This is a genomic window from Leifsonia xyli subsp. cynodontis, assembly GCF_050632205.1.
Taxonomy (GTDB): Bacteria; Actinomycetota; Actinomycetes; order Actinomycetales; family Microbacteriaceae; genus Leifsonia; species Leifsonia xyli_D.
This window is the reverse complement of sequence record NZ_CP192578.1, coordinates 2,978,933-2,996,444: the sequence shown is the minus strand read 5'-3', so window position 1 is coordinate 2,996,444 and position 17,512 is coordinate 2,978,933. Positions and strand designations below refer to the sequence as shown.

General features: G+C 72.8%; 22 protein-coding genes. 20 read left to right on the top strand and 2 right to left on the bottom strand.

Annotated elements, in window-relative coordinates:
- The first annotated feature begins 55 nt into the window (after positions 1–55).
- Positions 56–277 (top strand): hypothetical protein, encoded by a 222-nt coding sequence (locus ACQ86M_RS14935; RefSeq protein ID WP_431246005.1) that lies wholly within the window; start codon positions 56–58, stop codon positions 275–277.
- Here ACQ86M_RS14935 and ACQ86M_RS14930 read toward each other — a convergent pair.
- Together ACQ86M_RS14930 and ACQ86M_RS14925 are read right to left on the bottom strand one after the other, a co-directional pair.
- Complete coding sequence (locus ACQ86M_RS14930; protein ID WP_431219403.1) at positions 274–924, bottom strand: LuxR C-terminal-related transcriptional regulator; 651 nt, start codon at positions 922–924, stop codon at positions 274–276. The two genes, ACQ86M_RS14935 and ACQ86M_RS14930, sit on opposite strands and share 4 nt — an antisense overlap.
- Positions 921–1,340, bottom strand: a complete 420-nt coding sequence (locus ACQ86M_RS14925) for a response regulator (RefSeq protein ID WP_431219402.1) — start codon at positions 1,338–1,340, stop codon at positions 921–923. Before ACQ86M_RS14925 ends, ACQ86M_RS14930 begins: the two co-directional genes overlap by 4 nt.
- Before the next feature lie 65 nt (positions 1,341–1,405).
- Between ACQ86M_RS14925 and ACQ86M_RS14920 the strand changes: the two genes are divergently transcribed.
- The 19 genes from ACQ86M_RS14920 to ACQ86M_RS14830 all read left to right on the top strand — a co-directional run bounded on the left by ACQ86M_RS14920 (position 1,406) and on the right by ACQ86M_RS14830 (position 17,501).
- Complete coding sequence (locus ACQ86M_RS14920; protein WP_431246004.1) at positions 1,406–4,012, top strand: PAS domain-containing hybrid sensor histidine kinase/response regulator; 2,607 nt, start codon at positions 1,406–1,408, stop codon at positions 4,010–4,012.
- Entirely contained in the window at positions 4,009–4,341 is a 333-nt protein-coding gene (locus ACQ86M_RS14915; RefSeq protein ID WP_431246003.1) for a hypothetical protein, read from the top strand. The genes ACQ86M_RS14920 and ACQ86M_RS14915 overlap by 4 nt, the downstream gene beginning before the upstream one ends.
- A gap of 245 nt (positions 4,342–4,586) precedes the next feature.
- Positions 4,587–4,820 carry a hypothetical protein gene (locus tag ACQ86M_RS14910; RefSeq protein ID WP_431246002.1) on the top strand — a complete coding sequence of 78 codons (234 nt, stop codon included), beginning with the start codon at positions 4,587–4,589 and terminating at the stop codon, positions 4,818–4,820.
- 65 nt (positions 4,821–4,885) lie between these two features.
- Positions 4,886–5,347, top strand: coding sequence for a hypothetical protein (locus ACQ86M_RS14905; protein ID WP_431246001.1), 462 nt, complete (start codon positions 4,886–4,888; stop codon positions 5,345–5,347).
- Positions 5,344–6,576, top strand: a complete 1,233-nt coding sequence (locus ACQ86M_RS14900; protein ID WP_431246000.1) for an NRAMP family divalent metal transporter — start codon at positions 5,344–5,346, stop codon at positions 6,574–6,576. The genes ACQ86M_RS14905 and ACQ86M_RS14900 overlap by 4 nt, the downstream gene beginning before the upstream one ends.
- Positions 6,573–6,977 (top strand): hypothetical protein, encoded by a 405-nt coding sequence (locus tag ACQ86M_RS14895; protein WP_431245999.1) that lies wholly within the window; start codon positions 6,573–6,575, stop codon positions 6,975–6,977. Before ACQ86M_RS14900 ends, ACQ86M_RS14895 begins: the two co-directional genes overlap by 4 nt.
- The gene (locus tag ACQ86M_RS14890) at positions 6,964–7,311 is read left to right on the top strand and encodes a PRC-barrel domain-containing protein (RefSeq protein WP_431245998.1); all 348 of its coding nucleotides are present in this window, start codon (positions 6,964–6,966) and stop codon (positions 7,309–7,311) included. Before ACQ86M_RS14895 ends, ACQ86M_RS14890 begins: the two co-directional genes overlap by 14 nt.
- A 68-nt stretch (positions 7,312–7,379) precedes the next feature.
- On the top strand, positions 7,380–7,877 hold the full coding sequence (locus ACQ86M_RS14885; RefSeq protein WP_431245997.1) for a DUF4383 domain-containing protein: 498 nt from the start codon (positions 7,380–7,382) through the stop codon (positions 7,875–7,877).
- Between the two features lie 2 nt (positions 7,878–7,879).
- Complete coding sequence (locus tag ACQ86M_RS14880; protein ID WP_431245996.1) at positions 7,880–9,154, top strand: cytochrome P450; 1,275 nt, start codon at positions 7,880–7,882, stop codon at positions 9,152–9,154.
- Positions 9,151–10,182 (top strand): glycosyltransferase, encoded by a 1,032-nt coding sequence (locus ACQ86M_RS14875; RefSeq protein WP_431245995.1) that lies wholly within the window; start codon positions 9,151–9,153, stop codon positions 10,180–10,182. The genes ACQ86M_RS14880 and ACQ86M_RS14875 overlap by 4 nt, the downstream gene beginning before the upstream one ends.
- On the top strand, positions 10,179–11,216 hold the full coding sequence (locus ACQ86M_RS14870; RefSeq protein ID WP_431245994.1) for an iron-containing redox enzyme family protein: 1,038 nt from the start codon (positions 10,179–10,181) through the stop codon (positions 11,214–11,216). Before ACQ86M_RS14875 ends, ACQ86M_RS14870 begins: the two co-directional genes overlap by 4 nt.
- Complete coding sequence (locus ACQ86M_RS14865) at positions 11,213–11,419, top strand: CDGSH iron-sulfur domain-containing protein (RefSeq protein WP_431245993.1); 207 nt, start codon at positions 11,213–11,215, stop codon at positions 11,417–11,419. Before ACQ86M_RS14870 ends, ACQ86M_RS14865 begins: the two co-directional genes overlap by 4 nt.
- Positions 11,420–11,562: 143 nt before the next feature.
- The gene (locus ACQ86M_RS14860) at positions 11,563–12,039 is read left to right on the top strand and encodes a CinA family protein (RefSeq protein WP_431219390.1); all 477 of its coding nucleotides are present in this window, start codon (positions 11,563–11,565) and stop codon (positions 12,037–12,039) included.
- On the top strand, positions 12,036–12,542 hold the full coding sequence (locus ACQ86M_RS14855; RefSeq protein WP_431245992.1) for a DUF6328 family protein: 507 nt from the start codon (positions 12,036–12,038) through the stop codon (positions 12,540–12,542). Before ACQ86M_RS14860 ends, ACQ86M_RS14855 begins: the two co-directional genes overlap by 4 nt.
- A 101-nt stretch (positions 12,543–12,643) precedes the next feature.
- The gene (locus ACQ86M_RS14850; RefSeq protein ID WP_431245991.1) at positions 12,644–14,725 is read left to right on the top strand and encodes a molybdopterin-dependent oxidoreductase; all 2,082 of its coding nucleotides are present in this window, start codon (positions 12,644–12,646) and stop codon (positions 14,723–14,725) included.
- On the top strand, positions 14,644–15,009 hold the full coding sequence (locus ACQ86M_RS14845) for a molybdopterin dinucleotide binding domain-containing protein (protein ID WP_431245990.1): 366 nt from the start codon (positions 14,644–14,646) through the stop codon (positions 15,007–15,009). Before ACQ86M_RS14850 ends, ACQ86M_RS14845 begins: the two co-directional genes overlap by 82 nt.
- Entirely contained in the window at positions 15,006–15,467 is a 462-nt protein-coding gene (locus tag ACQ86M_RS14840) for a hypothetical protein (RefSeq protein WP_431219387.1), read from the top strand. Before ACQ86M_RS14845 ends, ACQ86M_RS14840 begins: the two co-directional genes overlap by 4 nt.
- Complete coding sequence (gene mobA, locus ACQ86M_RS14835) at positions 15,464–16,066, top strand: molybdenum cofactor guanylyltransferase (RefSeq protein ID WP_431245989.1); 603 nt, start codon at positions 15,464–15,466, stop codon at positions 16,064–16,066. The genes ACQ86M_RS14840 and mobA overlap by 4 nt, the downstream gene beginning before the upstream one ends.
- Positions 16,053–17,501, top strand: a complete 1,449-nt coding sequence (locus tag ACQ86M_RS14830) for a DUF6457 domain-containing protein (RefSeq protein WP_431245988.1) — start codon at positions 16,053–16,055, stop codon at positions 17,499–17,501. The genes mobA and ACQ86M_RS14830 overlap by 14 nt, the downstream gene beginning before the upstream one ends.
- Positions 17,502–17,512: the final 11 nt, after the last annotated feature.

Genomic DNA, 17,512 nt, shown 5'->3' with positions numbered 1-17,512 from the left:
GGAAGCGGGCAGGCGGCTCCCCGGGCGCATCATGGAGTGTCGGAAGGGGGCGGCTATGCGTGAGGCCTGCTGTCCGCAGTGCCGTGGGGTGGCGCGGCTCGTCCGCAACCCCTACTACGGCGCGGGGCTCGCGGTGCACGCCGACCTGCTCGTCTGCGAGGCCTGCGGCTACACGGGGTACGCCGCCAATCCCGAGGTGGAGCGGGGCGTCGAGGCTGTCTCCCCCGGCCCGGCCGGCGTCTTCCGGCGGTTTCTGCGCCGGCTCGGCCAGGGCTAGCGGATGCGCACGCGGCCCTGCTGCCACATGCGCGCCGCCGTGACGCGCGGGTTGGCCTGCTCGTCCGCATCCACCCCGAGCGCCTGGTAGAGCCGGGCGAGCATGGTCTCGACCGCACGCACGCTGGTGCCGCGCTGGGCGGCGATCCGCCGCGTGGAGGCGCCCGACGCGACCAGGCGCAGCACCTCCGCCTGCGCCCGGGTGACCGTGCGCACATCCCCGGTGGGCTCCGCGGTGCGGTGGTCGCCGCCGACGATCGCGGCGTCGACGGCCGCGACGAGCACATCCACATCCTTCACCTGCGACTTCACGAGGTAGACGACGGACGGCGGCAGCGCGTCGTCGCCCACGGCGAGCTCGGGGGACAGGTGCGAGGTCAGCACGACGAGTCCCACCCACGGCAGCTCGCGGTGCACCCGCCACAGCAGTTCGGCGCCGGAGTCGCTGCCCGCCCCGAAGTCCAGGTCCGTGACGACCGCGTTGGGCTCCACCTGCAGGATGATGCCCCACGCCTCGGCGGCGGTCGTCGCCTGGGAGGCCTCGATGCCGGTGGAGCGCAGGGCGGAGGCGACCATGGACGCGGTGAACACGTCGTCGTCGGCCACCACGGCCCTCAGGGTGCGGGTGCGCGCGGAGGTGTCGGTCATCGTCTTCCGGCTTCCGCTCCGTCCGCCGCCGTCCCGGCCACGGACGCCAGGAGTTCCGTGACGGCGTCCAGGAGCTCGGTGAGGGGGATGGGCTTGGTCAGGTAGCCGATCCCGGTTCCGGCGAGCTCCGCGGGTCGGGTGAGGGAGCCGCTCATGACCAGTATCGGCCGGAGCGTGCCGTCCGGCCGGCGGCGGAGCAGGTCGAGGGATTCGCTGAGCGAACACCCGGGAACCGTGGCGTCGAGCAGCACGGCGTCCGGATCGGCCCCGGCCGAGGCGGCCTCCGCCGCGGCCTGCAGGTCGCCTGCGGTGGTGACGCGGTAGCCGTGACCGGCGAGAGCAGCCTCGAAGGTGAGCCGGATCAGCGGGTCGTCGTCGACGACCAGGAGGCTCCGGTCGGCCCTGTCCGTGTCCATGCCGGTCAGTGTAGGCCGCCGGTCGCCTACAATCCCTGCATGCCCCGCCCGATCGTGCCGCGCCCATGAGCACGCCGTCCGAAGCCCTCCGGCTCAACGGCCTCGACGCCCTCTTCCACGGGCATCCCGATGGGGTGTGCGTCGTCGACGTCACGGGCACGTTCGTCGAGATCAACGCGGCACTGGTGGAGCTGCTCGGCTACCCGGCCGAGCAGCTCGCGGGCATGCGCTTCGACAGTCTCCTGCATCCGGACTCCGTCGAGGCGACCATGGCGCGGTTCCGGGAGGCCGTCGCCGGCGCGAACCGGCGGTACGTGACCCGCGTCGTCACGCCCGAGGGCGCGGTGCGCCCGCTCGACGTCACGATCATCCCGCTGCGGGGCGACGACGGCGCGGTCGCGGCGGTGCTCGCGATCGCGCGCGACATCGGCGACGTGGAGCGCGCCGCCGCGGCGGCCGCGGGCAACGAGGCGCTCCTGCGGATGGCCGCGCGCATCGCGGGCTTCGCGGGGTGGTTCGTCGACGTGGAGACGAACCGCATCGAGTGGAGCGAGGGCCTGTTCCGCCTCGTCGGTCTGCAGCCCGGCCGCGTGCCCGTCGACGAGGAGGCGCTCGCCCTCTTCCAGCCGGAGGATCGCCGGGCGGTGTGGGACGCCTTCGAGCGCACCATCCAGCACGGCGACCCGCTCGACCTGCACGCGACCGTCATCGACGCTTCCGGCAAGCCGATGCACGCCCACCTGGCCGGTGAGGCGCAACGCGACGAGAGCGGCCGGATCGTGCGCGTGCACGGCGCCTTCCACGACGTCAGCGCGCTTGTCCGCCACCGCGAGGAGCAGCGCGCCATGGCCCGGCTGCTGCGCAGCTCGCTCGACCAGGTGCACGACGCGATCGGGTTCGTGGACCGCGAGTGGCGCTTCACCTTCGCGAACTCGTGGGCGCTGCAGCTCGCCGGGATCGACGAGGGCCGGCTGCGCGATCACACGCTGTGGGAGATGTTCCCGACCACGATGGGCGGGCCGTTCGAGCGGATCTACCGGGAGGCGATGGACCGCGGCCTCGCGGGGACGGCGCGCGCGTTCGTGCCCGACTGGGGGTGCTGGTTCGAGGTGGACGCGCATCCCACCGAGGAGGGCATCGCGATCATCGTGCGCGACGTGACCGAGGATCAGCGGTCGCGCGAGAAGCTGGAAGAGTACACCCGGCGCGTCGAGGCACAGGCGGCGCTGCTGGACGCGGCCCGTGACGCGATCATCGTGCGCGACCTGCGCGGCACCGTCCGCTACTGGAACGGAGGCGCCGAGACCATCTACGGCATCCCCGCGGCGCAGGCGGTGGGTCGCTCGATCCGCGACCTGCTGTACGAGGACCCGGTCGAGTTCGACGCCGCCGACGCGAACCTGCTGCGCGACGGCTACTGGGTGGGCGAGCTGCGCCAGCGGCGGGCGGACGGGTCGCCCATCGTCGCCGACTGCCGGTGGCAGCTGTCTCGCGGTGAGGACGGGCAGGTGACCGTGTTCGCGGTCAACTCCGACATCACGGAGTACCGCCGCGAGCAGGAGCAGCGCATCCGTACCCAGCGGATGGAGAGCCTCGGCACCCTCGCCGGCGGCATCGCCCACGACCTCAACAACGTGCTGACGCCCATCCTCATGTCGGTGCAGCTGCTGCGGCAGGACGAGCAGGATCCCCGCCGCCGCGACATGCTCGACGCGCTCGACGCCGCCGCCCAGCGCGGGGCGGCCATGATCCGGCAGGTCCTGTCGTTCGCGCGCGGGTCGGAGGGCCGGAGGGCGCCGGTGGATGTGGTGGCCCTGCTCTGGGAGCTGGGCCGGTTCTGCCGCGAGACGCTGCCGAAGTCGATCGAGGTGCGCGTGGAGTCGCCGGATCGGCTGCCCGCGATCTCCGGCGATGAGACGGAGCTGTTCCAGGTGCTGGTCAACCTCGTCACGAACGCCCGCGACGCGATGCCCGACGGGGGTGTCCTGACGATCCGGGCGTCCGAGAGCGATCACGGGGTGCGGCTCGAGGTGCGCGACTCCGGCTGCGGGATGGATGCGAGGACCGCCTCGCGCATCCTGGAGCCGTTCTTCACCACCAAGGCGACCGGCACCGGCCTCGGGCTGCCGACGTCGGCCGCGATCGTGAAGGCGCACGGCGGTGAGCTGGAGGTCGACTCGGCGCCCGGCGCGGGCACGGCGATCGGGTTCGAGCTGCCCGGGCTGGCCGTCGCGCCGCCCTGGCCGCGGGCGGCGGACGTCCCCGTCGCGGGTCCGGGCCGCGGTCGCCGCGTGCTCGTGGTCGACGACGAGGAGGCGATCTGCGAGCTGGTACGGCAGACGCTCGACCAGCGCGGGTTCGTCACCGAGGTGGCGCAGGGCGTCGAGGCGCTCGAGCTGCTCATGCAGGGCCGGCGATTCGACGCGGTGCTCACCGACGTGATGATGCCCGGCGTGCAGGGCGACGCGATCGCGCGCCGGCTCGCCGCCGAGCAGCCGCACACGGCGGTCGTGCTCATGAGCGGGATGCTGCCCGGTCCGGGCACGAGGCACGCCGTGGAACGCGACGGCGCGCAGTTCCTGGCGAAACCGTTCACCCCGGCGGAGCTGCTGGCGGCGCTGGACGCGGCGCTCGCCGGCCGGGCGCTCGGCGCTCCGGAGGGGCTGACGTGACCGACGCCGACGCGGTCCTCCGCAGCGCGCTCGTCCCTGTGCTCCGCGATGCCGTCGCCGTGCTGAGCGGCGCTCCGTCGCCGGAGGAGCGGGCAGACCTGGCGACCCGGCTGGCCGCAGCGGCGGAGGAGTCGCAACGGGCGCTGGGCGAGGACGCGCGCGAGCCGCGCATCCATCACATCGTGGGGGCCGCCGCTTCCGCCTCGATGGCGCTGTCGCTGGGCGACGGCGTGGTGCCGACGGCCGATATCGTCGAGCGGCTGCGCGAGGGGCTGCGGCTGGGGGCGGCGGGATCCTGGCCACCCGAAGACCAGGATCCCGCCGACTAGGTGTCGCGGCGGCGCAACCGTGGACCGGGGGGAACGGGGTGGCGCCGCGCGCGCGACGGTTCGATCTTCCAAGCCGCCGTCATCCGTCGGCAACGGCGCTGCCTCGGGCATGTGCGCTTCGCGAACAAAACGTGTAATGACGAACGGGCGGCCCTCATGCGAGACTGCCAGACATGAAGGAATCTCACGGAGCGGAACGGACAGAGCCGGCATCCGTTCACGGGCCGGGGCGTGCGCCGGCCGGGATGCCCCTCACGATCCGACTCGGTGAGCGCGAATTCGCCGCCCTGGTCAGGATCGCGCGCTCGCGCGACACCACCGCGGCAACGCTCGTGGAGCAGCTGGTGCTCCACGCCCTCAGCAAGACGGAGGTGCCGCCGCCCGCCGACTCGCACCCGGCCCGGCGCCACACCACCTACGAGGAAGCGACCGCGGGCTATCGCCGCGACGAGCCGCAGCCGTCGGTGCCCGCGGGGTAGTCGCGCCGGGGTAGTTGCGCACTCGCTACTGTCACCTTTCTCACAGGGCGCGTACAGTCCTGGGCGTGATCCCTCGACCACCCGTTCAACGCGCCGCGGCGTTGTTGCTCGGCGGAGCGCTCGCGGCCGGACTCGCGGGATGCTCGGCCGACAGCAACGCTCGCAGCAGCCTGTCCCAATCGGCGGGCTCCGCCTCCGCCACCGCCCGGTCCGCCGGCCTCGTCCTCGGGCTCAACGAGAACGACCGGCTGCTGCCGACGGTGATGGACACCGGGCTGACCGACTCCGCCACCAACCTCGCCCAGGAGGCGTCGACGGTCGCCACGATGACGGCCATCGGAGGGATCGGCGCTCAGCGGGACAGCGTCCTCGCGGACATCCGCGCGGCTCAGGATGCGGTGGCATCCGCTCAGAAGGCCTCGGCCGCCGGCCACGACTCCGGGAAGGCGCTCGAGAGGCAGCGGCAGGAGCTCGACCGCCTCGCGAAGAAGCTGGACGCGACGTCGAAGCGGCTGGAGGGCCAGTGAAAGCGATCTTCGCGGTCGCCCTGGGCGTCCTGACGGCGATCGGCGGCTTCGTCGACATCGGGGACCTCGTCACCAGCAGCGTCGTCGGCTCCCGCTTCGGCCTGACCTTGACCTGGGTTCTCGTGCTCGGAACGATCGGCATCTGCATCTTCGCCCAGATGTCCGGCCGCGTGGCGGCGGTGAGCGGCCGCGCGACGTTCGAGATCATCCGGGAGCGCCTGGGGGCGCGGATGGCCGTGGCGAACCTGTCGGCGTCGTTCCTCATCAACCTCCTGACGCTGGCAGCAGAGATCGGCGGCATCGCCCTCGCGCTGCAGCTCGCCTCCAGCATCGAGCCCACCCTGTGGTTCCCGGTGGCGGCCATCGCGGTCTGGATCGTGATCTGGCGGGTGAAGTTCAGCATCCTCGAGAACGTCACGGGCCTGCTCGGGCTCGCTCTCGTCGTCTTCGCGGTCGCGCTGTTCGCGCTCCACCCCGACTGGTCGGCGCTCGGGTCGCAGGCACTGCTGCAGCCGTCCCCGCACACGAGCGAGTCGCCGGCGACGTATTGGTACTACGCCGTGGCGCTGTTCGGCGCGGCGATGACGCCCTACGAGGTCTTCTTCTTCTCCTCCGGGGCCATCGAGGAGAAGTGGAAGCCGAAGGACCTGGCCCAGTCCCGCATCAACGTGCTCGTGGGCTTCCCTCTCGGCGCTCTGCTCTCGCTCTCGATCGCGGCGTGCGCGGCGGTGGTGCTGCTTCCGAAGGGCATCGCGGTGACGTCGCTGTTCGAGACGGCTCTGCCGGTCGCGCAAGCGTTCGGCAAGATCGGCCTGATCGTAGCCATCCTCGGCTTCGTCGCCGCGACCTTCGGCGCCTCGCTCGAGGTCACGCTGTCGAGCGGGTACACCCTTGCCCAGTTCTTCGGCTGGCCGTGGGGCAAGTTCCGGCGTCCGGCCTCGGCGTCGAGGTTCCACGTCGTGATGATCCTCTCGCTGGTGGTCGCGCTCGGGATCCTGTTCACGGGGGTGGACCCGGTTCAAGTGACGGAGTTCTCGGTCGTGTTCTCGGCGATCGCGCTCCCGCTCACCTACCTGCCCATCCTGATCGTGGCGAACGACCCGAAGTACATGGGAGACCGCGTCAACGGAAAGGTCACGAACTTCTTCGGCCTGATCTTCCTCGGCATCATCCTGGTGGCGTCGATCGCCGCCATCCCCCTCATGATCGTGACGGGAGCAGGAGCATGACGGACCACCGCGACCTCCCCGCGCCGCCGCCCGTGGCCGGACGCGTCCTCGACGCCGACCTCGATCTGCTGGACCGGCAGATCCTCGACCCGAAGGGCGTCCCGGTCAGCACGGTCGACGACGTGGAGCTGACCACGCCGGCCGACCCGGCGCACCTCGATCCGGACACGCCTCCGATCGTCGAGGCGCTCCTCACCGGGCCGATCCTGGCGACCCGCATCTTCGGCGGGCGCCTGCCCGATTCGCGCTTCATCCGGATCCCCTGGAAGGTCGTCGCCGACCCGGGGATCGTGGTGACCCTGGGTGTCGCGGCGGACTCGCTCGACGCCAGCTGGACCGAGCGGTGGATGCGCGATCACGTCATCGGCCGTATCCCGGGAGGACGCCATGATCCTGAGTGACCTTCTCGGCAGCCCGGTGCTCGCGGCGGACGGCGAGCGTCTCGGCCAGGTGGTGGATGCGCGGCTCGTCCTCGACGGACCGCCCGACGGCCTGCTCGCCGCCGCCCGCCTGTACGGCCTGGTGGTCAGCCCGCACGCGCACCAGTCGTTCGCGGGGTACGAGCGGACGGGGGTGGACGCACCGGCGCTGATCGCGCGCTTCCTGCGCTGGCGCGCCCGCGGATCGTTCCTCGTGCTGTGGAAGGACCTCGATTCGTTCGGCGACGACGGCGTGCTCCGCCTGCGCCGCGGGGCGACCCTGTACTCGCCACGGCTGTCCGAGACCGGGGCCTGAGGAGATGTCAAGGGCTGCCGACGCATCCCCGGCGCTGGTTCCGTGCTGAGTGACCGAAGGGAGTCGCCATGTCCACCGCTGCTGATCCGTCCGACCACCGGTTCGCCGACCGGGACGACCGCCGCTACGCCGGCACCGCCGTCCAGAAGGCGTCGCTGATCGCCGGCATCGTGTTCCTGGTGGTCGGCCTGGCCGGGTTCATCCCGGGGCTGACCACGAACTACGGGGACCTGTCATTCGCGGGACACGATTCGGGCGCGCTGCTGCTCGGGGTGTTCCAGGTCTCCGTCCTCCACAACCTGGTGCACCTCCTCTACGGGGTGGCGGGAGTCGCGTTCGCGGCCACCCGGCTGGGGTCGCGCAACTTCCTCGTCATCGGCGGGCTGGTGTACGCCGTCATCTGGCTGTACGGCCTGTTCTTCAGCGGCGACCATCCGGCGAACTTCGTGCCGGTGAACTCCGCCGACAACTGGCTGCACCTGTTCCTCGCGGTGGCCATGATCGCGCTCGGCATCTTCCTCAGCCCGCGGGGCGCGGGGGTAGACCGGCCGGCCACCCGGGTCTGAGCATGGCCAGGGGAGACGGCACGCTGAGGTTCGTGCGCGACGGGTACCTGTTCGGGACGCGGGGCTTCCGCGCCTCCGGAGCCGACCACTTCCGCACCCGGCTGCTGGGCCGGCGCGTGCTGGTGCTGCGCGGGGCGGAGGCGGCCCGGTTCTTCTACGAGGGCGGACGCTTCGAGCGCGCGGGCGCCATGCCGCGCTCCGTGCTGAAGCTGCTGCAGGACGAGGGCAGCGTCCAGTCGCTCGAGGGCGAGGCGCACCGGCGGCGCAAGGAGCTCTTCCTGGGGCTGCTGACCGGCCCGTCCGGGGACGCCCTGGTCGAGCGGTTCCGCGGGGAGTTCCGGCGCCGAGTGGATGCGGTGGCCGGCGGCGACGTCGTCCTGCTCGACTTCTTCCACGACGTGCTGACCCGGGCGGTCTCGAGCTGGGCGGGCCTCCCGGACGACGTCGCCGCGGAGCTGCGCGAGACGCAGGTGCTGGCCCAGATGGTGGACTCGGCGGGAACCGTCGGGCCGGAGAACTGGGCGGTCCGGCGCAGGCGGGCACGGGCGGAACAGCTGCTCGCCGACGCCGTGCGCCGCGAGCGCGAGATGCACGCCGCGCCCGGAGGGTCTCCGCTCACCGTCGTGGCCGGATACACCGAGCCGATCCCGGGCGTCGAGCCGGAACCGGGCGCGGCTCCGCGGGAGCACCTCCTCTCGCCGGATGTCGCCGCGGTCGAGCTTCTGAACCTCTTGCGCCCGACCGTCGCCGTCGGCCGCTACCTCACCTTCGCGGCGCTCGCGCTGCACCGGCACCCGGGCTGGCGCGACGATCTCGCCGGCGGGGACGAGATCGGTGTGCGCTGGTTCGCCCAGGAGGTGCGGCGCTTCTACCCGTTCTTCCCGCTCATCGGCGGTCGGGCCACGCGTGACCTGGAGTGGCGGGACGAGAAGGTGCGCCGCGGCGACTGGGTGCTGCTCGACCTGTACGGCACGTCGCACGATCCGGCGCTCTGGGATCAGCCGAACCGGTTCCTGCCGCAGCGCTTCGACGGGCTCGTGGTCGAGCAGAACACCCTCATCCCGCAGGGAGGCGGCGGTTACCACGACGGCCACCGCTGCCCGGGAGAGCCGGTCACCCTCGGCCTGCTTGACGAGGGCATCCGGATGCTGACGCGCGAACTGGCGTACGACGTGCCGGAGCAGGACCTCCGGGTGAGCCTGCGCACCTTCCCGGCGCGGCCCGAGAGCGGCTTCGTGGTGACCGGGCTGCGTGCCGTCCAGCGAGCCGCCGCATGACGGTGGACGCCGAGTACGTCCTGCCGCTGCGCTGGGCGGACGACGCGGGCCTGGCCGAGCTGGTCGAGTACCTGACCGGGCTGCGCGAGCTCGTCGACGTGACGGTGGTGGACGGCTCCCCGCCCGACCTGTTCTCCGCCCACGCCCGGGCGTTGCCTGCGGGCGTCCGCCACCTGCCGGTGGAGCCGCGGCCCGGCCGCAACGGCAAGGTCGCGGGCGTGATGAGCGGCATCCACGCCGCACGCCACGAGCGCGTGGTGATCGCGGACGATGACGTGCGCTACGACGAGGGCGCGCTCCGGGCGGTGGTCGGGATGCTCGACTCGGCCGACCTGGTCCGCCCGCAGAACGTCTTCGTCCCCGCCCCCTGGCACGCACGCTGGGACACCGGGCGCAGCCTCCTGAACCGCGCCCTGGGCCACGACTACCCCGGCACGCTGGCGGTCCGCCGCCGGGTGCTCGTCGACGCGGGCGGGTACGACGGCGACGTGCTGTTCGAGAACCTGGAGCTCATCCGCACCGTGCTGGCCGTCGGTGGCCGGGTCGTGGCGGCCGACCGCATCGGCGTCGCCCGGCGCCCTCCCACCCTCGGCCATTTCCTGCGCCAGCGGGTGCGTCAGGCCTACGACGACTTCGCCCAGCCCGCGCGGCTGCTCGCCGAGCTGGCGGTGCTGCCGCTCGTGCTGGCGTCGCTGCGGCGCCCGGGTCGCATCCTCGCGGGAGCGGCCGCGGTCGTGGCGCTCGCCGAGGTGGGCCGGCGCCGCGCGGGAGGCCACCGCCTCTTCCCCGCGACGGCGCCGCTGTGGGCGCCCGCCTGGCTCGCCGAGCGGTCCGTGTGCGTCTGGCTCGCGGTCGTGGAACGGATGCGCGGGGGCGTCCGCTACTCGGACGGCCGGCTGCTCCGCGCCGCCACCCCGCTGCGCGAACTGCGCCGCCGACTGCGCCCCGTAGAACAGGACCAGGCACGCAACGGCGGCCCTGGCAACCACTTGACCGACCGCCGAACCGCAGGTTCGCTCGGGATATGACACCACGCATCACCCCGCGGGGGCCGGTGAGCGAGGCGCTGCTGGAGGCGCTGCAGGCCGAACCGGCCGCGGCCTCCGAGCAGATCCGACGATTCTCCGGCAACGCCGCCCGCGCACTCGACGCGCAGCCCGACCTCCTCACCGACGAGGACCTCCAGCTGACGCTGTTCCTGCTGTACGGGCTCCACTACGGCGACACAGTCGACGCCGACGACGAATGGGAGTGGAACCCCGAGCTCCTGCGTACCCGCCGCGACATCGAGCGCGCGTTCGAGAGCCGACTGCGCGAGCGCGTCGAGGTGGGAGAGCTGCCCGAGCCCACCGCGGACGCCGTCGCCGCCTACCTGTTCGACCTCACCGCCGAGGACGGCGGCCCGAGCCTCTCGCGGTACCTCGCCAAGAAGGCGACCGAGGAGCAGGCGGCCGAGTTCGTCATCCACCGCTCCATCTACACGCGCAAGGAGGCGGACCCGCACTCGTGGGCCATCCCGCGCCTCACCGGCCGCCCGAAGGCGGCACTGGTCGAGGTGCAGTCCGACGAGTACGGCGCGGGCCGGCCCGAGCGCATCCACGCCGAGATCTTCGGGCGCACGATGCGCAACCTGGGGCTCGACGACAGTTACGGCGCCTACATCGACAACGTGCCGGCGATCACGCTCGCGTCGTTCACGATGATGTCCATGTTCGGCCTCAACCGCAGCCTGCGCGGGGCCATCACCGGGCACCTGGCGGCATTCGAGATGACCTCGTCCATCCCGAACCGGTTCTACGGCAACGGCTTCCGCCGCCTCGGCCACGGCGACGACGTCACCTGGTACTACGACGAGCACGTCGAGGCGGATGCGGTGCACGAGCAGATCGCCGGCCGCGACCTCGCGGGCGGGCTCGCGGAGCAGCATCCCGAACTCCTGCCCGACATCGTGTTCGGCGCGGCCGCCTGCCTCTACGTCGACGGTCTCGCCGGACAGCACATGCTCGAGAGCTTCGAGGCCGGACGCAGTTCGCTGCGCCGGCCGGTGGCGGTGGCCGCATGAGCGCGCACGAGGAGGAGCCGGTCATCGTCGCCTGCCCCGACGGTCCGCTGCTGGTGCGCGGGCACATCCAGTTGACGACCCCGGACGGGACGCCGATCGAGCAGCACCGCCGCACTGTTGCGCTCTGCCGCTGCGGCATCTCGACCATCAAGCCGTTCTGCGACGGCAGCCACAAGTCGGCGCATTTCCGCACCGACGTCTAGAGAAGAGGAACGCCATGTCAGACCCCCGGAACACCGAAGGCGACCGCCACGACGAGAACACCGAGGCGGAGCAGCAGATCGTCGACAAGCCGTCGCAAGCCGAAGGCGACGAGGGCGACAGCGACAACGGCTGAGGGTCGCGGATGACGGACGAAGCCACGGACCTCGGCGAGCGCATCGCCGACCTCGCCTCCTCCGCCGGCGTGACCGTCGCGGTGGCCGAGTCGCTCACGAGCGGCGCCATCGCGTCGGCGCTCGGCGCCTCGCCCCAGGCGGCCGACTGGTTCGCCGGCGGGGTGGTCGCGTACTCCGAGCACGTCAAGTTCGAGGTGCTCGGGGTGACGCCCGGCCCGGTGATCACCCCCTCCTGCGCCGAGCAGATGGCGTCCGGGGTGGGGCGGCTGCTGGGCGCGGGGATGGTCGCCGCGGTGACCGGAGCCGGCGGCCCCGACCCCGAGGAGGGGCGTGAAGCGGGCACGGTGTTCCTCGCGCACGGCCGCCCCGACGCCCTGATGATCGAGGAGCTGCACCTCGACGGCGACCCCGAGGAGGTCGTCCACGCGACGGTGGATGCGGCGCTCGCGGCGCTCGCGCGCGACCTGGAGGAGGCGCGGAGATGACCGAGGGCGCCGACGCCGCCCCGGGCGACGGCCGCGACGAGACCGCGACGCAGCGCGCCGACCGCAACTGGAACGAGCTGCTGCAGGAGTTCCGCGTCTTCCAGACCGGGACGCAGATCCTGGCGGCCTTCCTGTTGACGCTGCCGTTCCAGCAGCGCTTCACGAAGCTGCCGCCGTTCGACGTCGGCATCTACCTGGTGCTGGTCTTCCTCGCCGTCTCGGTGACGCTCCTGGCGCTTGCGCCGGTCGCCCTGCACCGCCTCCTGTTCCGGCAGCGGGCGAAGGCCGAGCTGGTGGGCCTCGCCAACGTGCTGCTGATCATCTGCCTGGCGGCCGCATCCCTGCTCTTCACCGGCATCGTGCTCTTCATCGTCGACTTCCTGCTCGGCCACCCCGCGGGCCTGATCGCGGCCGGGATCGTCTTCGTCGTGGTGCTCGTCATCTGGGTGGCGCTGCCCCTCGCACTGCGCGGCCGCCTCCGCCGCCAGGGCGCCCGCCACTGAGCGCCGGCGCCCGTTCGCTTCGCGCACACCCGCCCGCCACACCTCTCCTTGCGCTGACGCAAGGGGTTGAGCGGAGCGTTCGGGCGGCGCATCCTCGCACTATGGATCAGCGTACGGTGCCGTCCGCGGGGGATCCCTCGCGCATCGAGGACGTCTGGGGTGCGCGCACCCCTTACCCACGCGGCGGGCAGTGGCCCGAGCGCGTCGACCAGGCCCTGGAGGCCGGACTGACCGAGGCCGACGTGGACACGTGGGTGCGCAGCGCCTGCGTGCTGTGCAGCAACGGCTGCGGCTGCGACATCGCCGTCAAAGACGGTCGCATGGTGGGTATCCGAGGCCGCGCCGACGACCACATCAACCACGGGCGGCTCGGCCCGAAGGGCCTCTACGCCAGCTGGGAGGGGATGCGCGGGCGCGACCGGCTGACGCATCCACTCGTCCGCCGCGACGGCGAGCTGGTGCAGGCGACGTGGGACGAGGCGATGGAGGCGATCGTCCAGCGCAGCACGCAGCTGCTGGAGGAGGTCGGCCCGCTCAGCCACGGCTTCTACACGTCCGGTCAGCTCTTCATCGAGGAGTACTACGCGCTCGCCGTACTGGGGAAGGCCGGAGTCGGCACCCCGCACATGGACGGGAACACCCGCCTCTGCACCGCGACCGCCGCCACCGCGCTCAAGGAGACGTTCGGCGCCGACGGGCAGCCCGGCTGCTACGAGGACATCGACGAGTGCGACGCCATGTTCCTGTGGGGCCACAACCTCGCCGCGACGCAGACCGTCACCTGGTCACGCGTGCTCGACCGCCTCGCCGGGCCGAATCCGCCCCGACTGGTCGTCATCGACCCGCGACGCACCCCCACCGCCGAGAAGGCCGAGGTGCACCTGGCGGTCCGGCCCGGCACGAACCTGGCGCTGCTGCTCTGCCTCGAGCGCGAGCTGATCGAGAACGGCTGGATCGACGAGGAGTTCGTGAATGCTCACACGCTCGGCCTCGACGAGCTGAAGGGCCAGGTCGAGCAGTGGACGCCCGAGCACGCCGCCGAGGTCTGCGGCGTCGACGCGGAGGACATCCGCCGCGCCGCCCGCATCTTCGCCGAGTCGCCCCGCGTGCTCTCGACCGTGCTGCAGGGGTTCTATCAGGCGCCGCAGGCGACCGCGTCCTCGTGCCAGGTCAACAACCTCCACCTGCTGCGGGGGATGATCGGCAAGCCGGGCGGCGGCATCCTGCAGATGAACGGGCAGCCGACCGCGCAGAACAACCGTGAGTGCGGCGCCGACGGCGACCTCCCCGGCTTCCGCAACTGGGAGAACCCGGAGCACGTGCAGCAGCTCGCCGACCTGTGGGGGGTCGACTCGCTCAAGATCCCGCACTGGGCGCCGCCGACCCACGCGATGCAGCTGTTCCGCTACGCCGAGCAGGGCTCGATCTCGTTCCTCTGGATCTCGGCGACGAACCCGGCGGTCTCGCTGCCGCAGCTGCCGCGCATCCGGGAGCTGCTGGCGAAGGAGGACCTGTTCCTGGTGGTTCAGGACCTCTACCTGACCGAGACCGCTGAGCTCGCCGACGTCGTGCTGCCGGCGGCGGGCTGGGGCGAGAAGACGGGGACGTTCACGAACGCGACCCGCACCGTCCACCTCTCCGAGAAGGCGGTGGAGCCGCCCGGGGAGGCTCGCGCCGACCTCGACATCTTCCTCGACTACGTGAAACGGATGGACTTCCGCCGCGACGACGGACGCCCGCTGCTCGAGTGGGAGGGGCCGGAGGACGCGTACCGCGCCTGGCAGGACGCGTCGCGGGGCCGTCCGTGCGACTACACCGGGATCTCGTACGACGACCTGCGCCGCGAGTCCGGCATCCGCTGGCCGCGCAGGGAGGGGAGACCGAGAGCCCGCTTCGGCTCTACAGCGACTTCGAGTTCCCGTCGCACGCGGACTACTGCGAGAGCTACGGTCACGACCTGCTCACCGGCGGCAGCGTCGGCGAGGAGTCGTACAAGGCCCTGCGGCCGGACGGGCGCGCGATGCTCAAGTCGGCGCCGTTCACCGGCCCGCACGAGCCGCCGGACGAGCACTACCCGCTGCGGTTCACCACGGGGCGCAGCGTGTACCACTTCCACACCCGCACGAAGACGGGACGCAGCCCCGAGCTGGTCACGGCCGCGCCCGAGGTGTGGGTCGAGCTAGCGGCGGAGGACGCGGCGGAGCGCGGCATCGAGGAGGGCGCACTCGTCGAGGTGGTCTCGCGCCGCGGTCGGCTGGTCGCGCCGGTGCGGGTGAGCGCCATCCGGCCCGGGACCGTCTTCGCCCCGTTCCATTACGGGTACTGGGATGCGCCTCCCGGCGCCGCGGAACGCCGTCCCACCGCCGCGAACGAGCTGACCATCACCGAGTGGGACCCGGTCTCGAAGCAGCCCGTGTTCAAGTCGGCCGCCGTCAAGGTCAGCCCGCTGCCGGGAGGTGCGTCGTGAAGCTGCCCGTCTACCTGGCGCTGCTGAGCGAGTCGGAGGCGACCCTCGGGCGCTCCTTCCTGCAGGTCGCCGAGGCGCACGGCGACGAGCCCGACGTGCACTTCCTCTGCATCAGCCTGGCGAAGCAGTGCGCCGAGCACCGGCAGCGGCTGCAGCCGGTGATCGACCGCTACGGCACCGCACCGGGCGGCGACGAGCCGGAGCGCCTGCACGCCGACGCGATCGAGGAGCCGCGCTCGGGACCGCTCGGGCTGCTCCGCGACCTGCAGGACCTCTACCTGCTCGCGAGCCTCACGGACGTGACGTGGACGATGGTGAAGCAGGCGGGCCAGGCGCTGCAGGACTCGGAGCTGCTCGAGGTCGTCGGCGGCTGCGAGAAGGAGACCTCCGTGCAGCTCAGCTGGCTGATGACGCGGATGAAGCAGGCCGCGCCGCAAGCCCTGATCGCCGCGAAGTGAGCGCCGGGGGCGGTCCGGTGAGCCGGGTGGATGCGGTGGTCGTGGTCGCGGGCGGCCGGTCGACCCGGTTCGGGTCGGACAAGCTGCAGCACCGCCTCGGCGGCCGTACCCTGCTCGAACGCACGCTGGATGCGGCGGTCGGCTGCGGGCCGGTGGTGCTGGTGACGGCGGGAGAGGTACCCGCAGGGGTGGATGTCGCCGTGTCGGAGAACCCGCGGTGGGGCGGCCCGTGCGCGGCGATCGCGTCGGCGATGGATTCGCTCAGCGGATCCGGCGACGCGCTCATCCTGCCCGCCGACCTCGCGGACCCCGAAGCGGCTCTCGCGGCGCTGCTCTCCGTCGACGAGGGCGTGCTGACCGACCAGGACGGCATCCCGCAGTGGCTGCTGGCGCGCGGCCCGATCCCGGCGTTGCAGGCGCGGGCGGCAGAGCTCCGCGGCGCCGGGGCTCTTGCCGGGCGGCCCGCGCGTGACATGCTCGGGATGCTGCACAGCCGTCACCCCGCGCCGGTCTCCGCCTGCGCCGACATCGACACTCCGGCCGACGCGGACGCCGCCGGCCGCATCCACTCGAAGGAGCCTGCGCATGGAACCGTCTGAACTCGACGACTGGGCCGCCGAGGCGGCGGCCGTGGTGGGCACGCGGCTGGAGCCCGGCGACGTCGCCGCGGTGCTCGACCTGGCACGCGACGCCGCCCACGGCATCGCGCGTCCCGCCGCCCCGCTCACGACGTTCATCGCGGGCATCGCCGTGGGACGTGGTCAGCCGCTGTCTCGAGGCCGTCGCCGCGCTCGTGGCGGCGATCGAGAAGCGCGGCTCATGACGTCGCGCCGGGACGCCCAGCGGATCGCCGAACAGCTCGGCCGCGCCGCCCCGACGCGCGTGCTCACCGTGCCGGTGGGGCGCGCCGCGGGTCTCACGCTGGCGTCGGACGTGCGCTGCGCGCGCGCCCTCCCGCGCTTCGACAACTCGGCCATGGACGGCTGGGCGGTCGCGGGCGACGGCCCGTGGCGTGTCGGCGAGCCGGTGCTGGCCGGGAACGCACCGCCGACGCTGCCGCTCGCTCCGGGCGAGGCGCGACCCGTCGCGACCGGGGCGCCGGTGCCGCCGGGAACGCTCACGGTCGTGCGGTCGGAGGACGCGATCCCCGAGGTGGATGGCGACGCCGTGCTGATCGACGCGCTGGCGACCCCGGACCCCGGCTGCGACATCCGCCGTGCCGGCGAGGAGGCCGCCCCCGGCGACCTGCTCCTGGCGGCCGGGTCCGTGCTGACGCCACCCGCGCTCGGGCTCCTCGCGGCCGCCGGTGTCACCGAGGTGGACGTCTCCGCGCCGCCCCTCGTCACGTTCGTCGCCATCGGCGACGAGCTGGCCGGTGCCGAGCCCGATCCCGGACGGGTCACCGACAGCCTGACGCCCGCGATGCCGTCGCTGCTCGCCGCTCTCGGCGGCCGGTGCGCCACCGCCGTCCGCGCGCTCGACCGCCCGGATGACGTCGCGGCCGCGATCCTCCGTGCCCGGACGGAGACGATCATCACCTCCGGCGGAACAGCCCACGGGCCCGCCGACCCGTTGCGCGCCGCGCTCGCCGTGCTCGGGGCCGACATCCTGATCGACGGCATGGACGTTCGCCCCGGCGGCTCGATGCTGCTCGCCGCGCTGCCCGACGGCCGGCACGTGCTGTCACTGCCCGGCAACCCGCTCGCCGCCGTGGTGACGCTGCTGCTCGTCGGGTGGCCGCTGCTGCGCGGCCGTCTCGGGCGGCCGGCGGCCGAGCCGATCCTGTGTCCGGTCGGACCGGCCGGGACGCGCGCTTCCGACGGGTCCGAGCCGATCCTGTGTCCGGTCGGACCGGCCGGGACGCGCGCTTCCGACGGACGGGAGCGCGCGGTCGCCTGCACCGTCCAGGGCGGGGTCCCGGTCGCAGTGCCGCACCAGCGTTCCGGGATGCTGCGCGGCATCGCGACGGCGACGCACCTCGCCCTGACCCGGGCCGAGCGCACCGAGCTGCTCCGTCTCCCCTGGGCCTCCTGACGTACGATCGG

Excerpts from the sequence above, each read along its gene's own strand:
- ACQ86M_RS14925 (WP_431219402.1), bottom strand. The coding sequence starts at position 1,340 with ATGGACACGGACAGGGCCGACCGGAGCCTCCTGGTCGTCGACGACGAC.
- ACQ86M_RS14850 (WP_431245991.1), top strand. The coding sequence starts at position 12,644 with ATGGATCAGCGTACGGTGCCGTCCGCGGGGGATCCCTCGCGCATCGAG.
- ACQ86M_RS14930 (WP_431219403.1), bottom strand. The coding sequence starts at position 924 with ATGACCGACACCTCCGCGCGCACCCGCACCCTGAGGGCCGTGGTGGCC.
- ACQ86M_RS14890 (WP_431245998.1), top strand. The coding sequence starts at position 6,964 with ATGATCCTGAGTGACCTTCTCGGCAGCCCGGTGCTCGCGGCGGACGGC.
- ACQ86M_RS14875 (WP_431245995.1), top strand. The coding sequence starts at position 9,151 with ATGACGGTGGACGCCGAGTACGTCCTGCCGCTGCGCTGGGCGGACGAC.
- ACQ86M_RS14870 (WP_431245994.1), top strand. The coding sequence starts at position 10,179 with ATGACACCACGCATCACCCCGCGGGGGCCGGTGAGCGAGGCGCTGCTG.
- ACQ86M_RS14920 (WP_431246004.1), top strand. The coding sequence starts at position 1,406 with ATGAGCACGCCGTCCGAAGCCCTCCGGCTCAACGGCCTCGACGCCCTC.
- ACQ86M_RS14865 (WP_431245993.1), top strand. The coding sequence starts at position 11,213 with ATGAGCGCGCACGAGGAGGAGCCGGTCATCGTCGCCTGCCCCGACGGT.
- ACQ86M_RS14855 (WP_431245992.1), top strand. The coding sequence starts at position 12,036 with ATGACCGAGGGCGCCGACGCCGCCCCGGGCGACGGCCGCGACGAGACC.
- ACQ86M_RS14895 (WP_431245999.1), top strand. The coding sequence starts at position 6,573 with ATGACGGACCACCGCGACCTCCCCGCGCCGCCGCCCGTGGCCGGACGC.
- ACQ86M_RS14830 (WP_431245988.1), top strand. The coding sequence starts at position 16,053 with ATGGAACCGTCTGAACTCGACGACTGGGCCGCCGAGGCGGCGGCCGTG.
- ACQ86M_RS14910 (WP_431246002.1), top strand. The coding sequence starts at position 4,587 with ATGCCCCTCACGATCCGACTCGGTGAGCGCGAATTCGCCGCCCTGGTC.
- ACQ86M_RS14885 (WP_431245997.1), top strand. The coding sequence starts at position 7,380 with ATGTCCACCGCTGCTGATCCGTCCGACCACCGGTTCGCCGACCGGGAC.
- ACQ86M_RS14935 (WP_431246005.1), top strand. The coding sequence starts at position 56 with ATGCGTGAGGCCTGCTGTCCGCAGTGCCGTGGGGTGGCGCGGCTCGTC.
- ACQ86M_RS14860 (WP_431219390.1), top strand. The coding sequence starts at position 11,563 with ATGACGGACGAAGCCACGGACCTCGGCGAGCGCATCGCCGACCTCGCC.
- ACQ86M_RS14880 (WP_431245996.1), top strand. The coding sequence starts at position 7,880 with ATGGCCAGGGGAGACGGCACGCTGAGGTTCGTGCGCGACGGGTACCTG.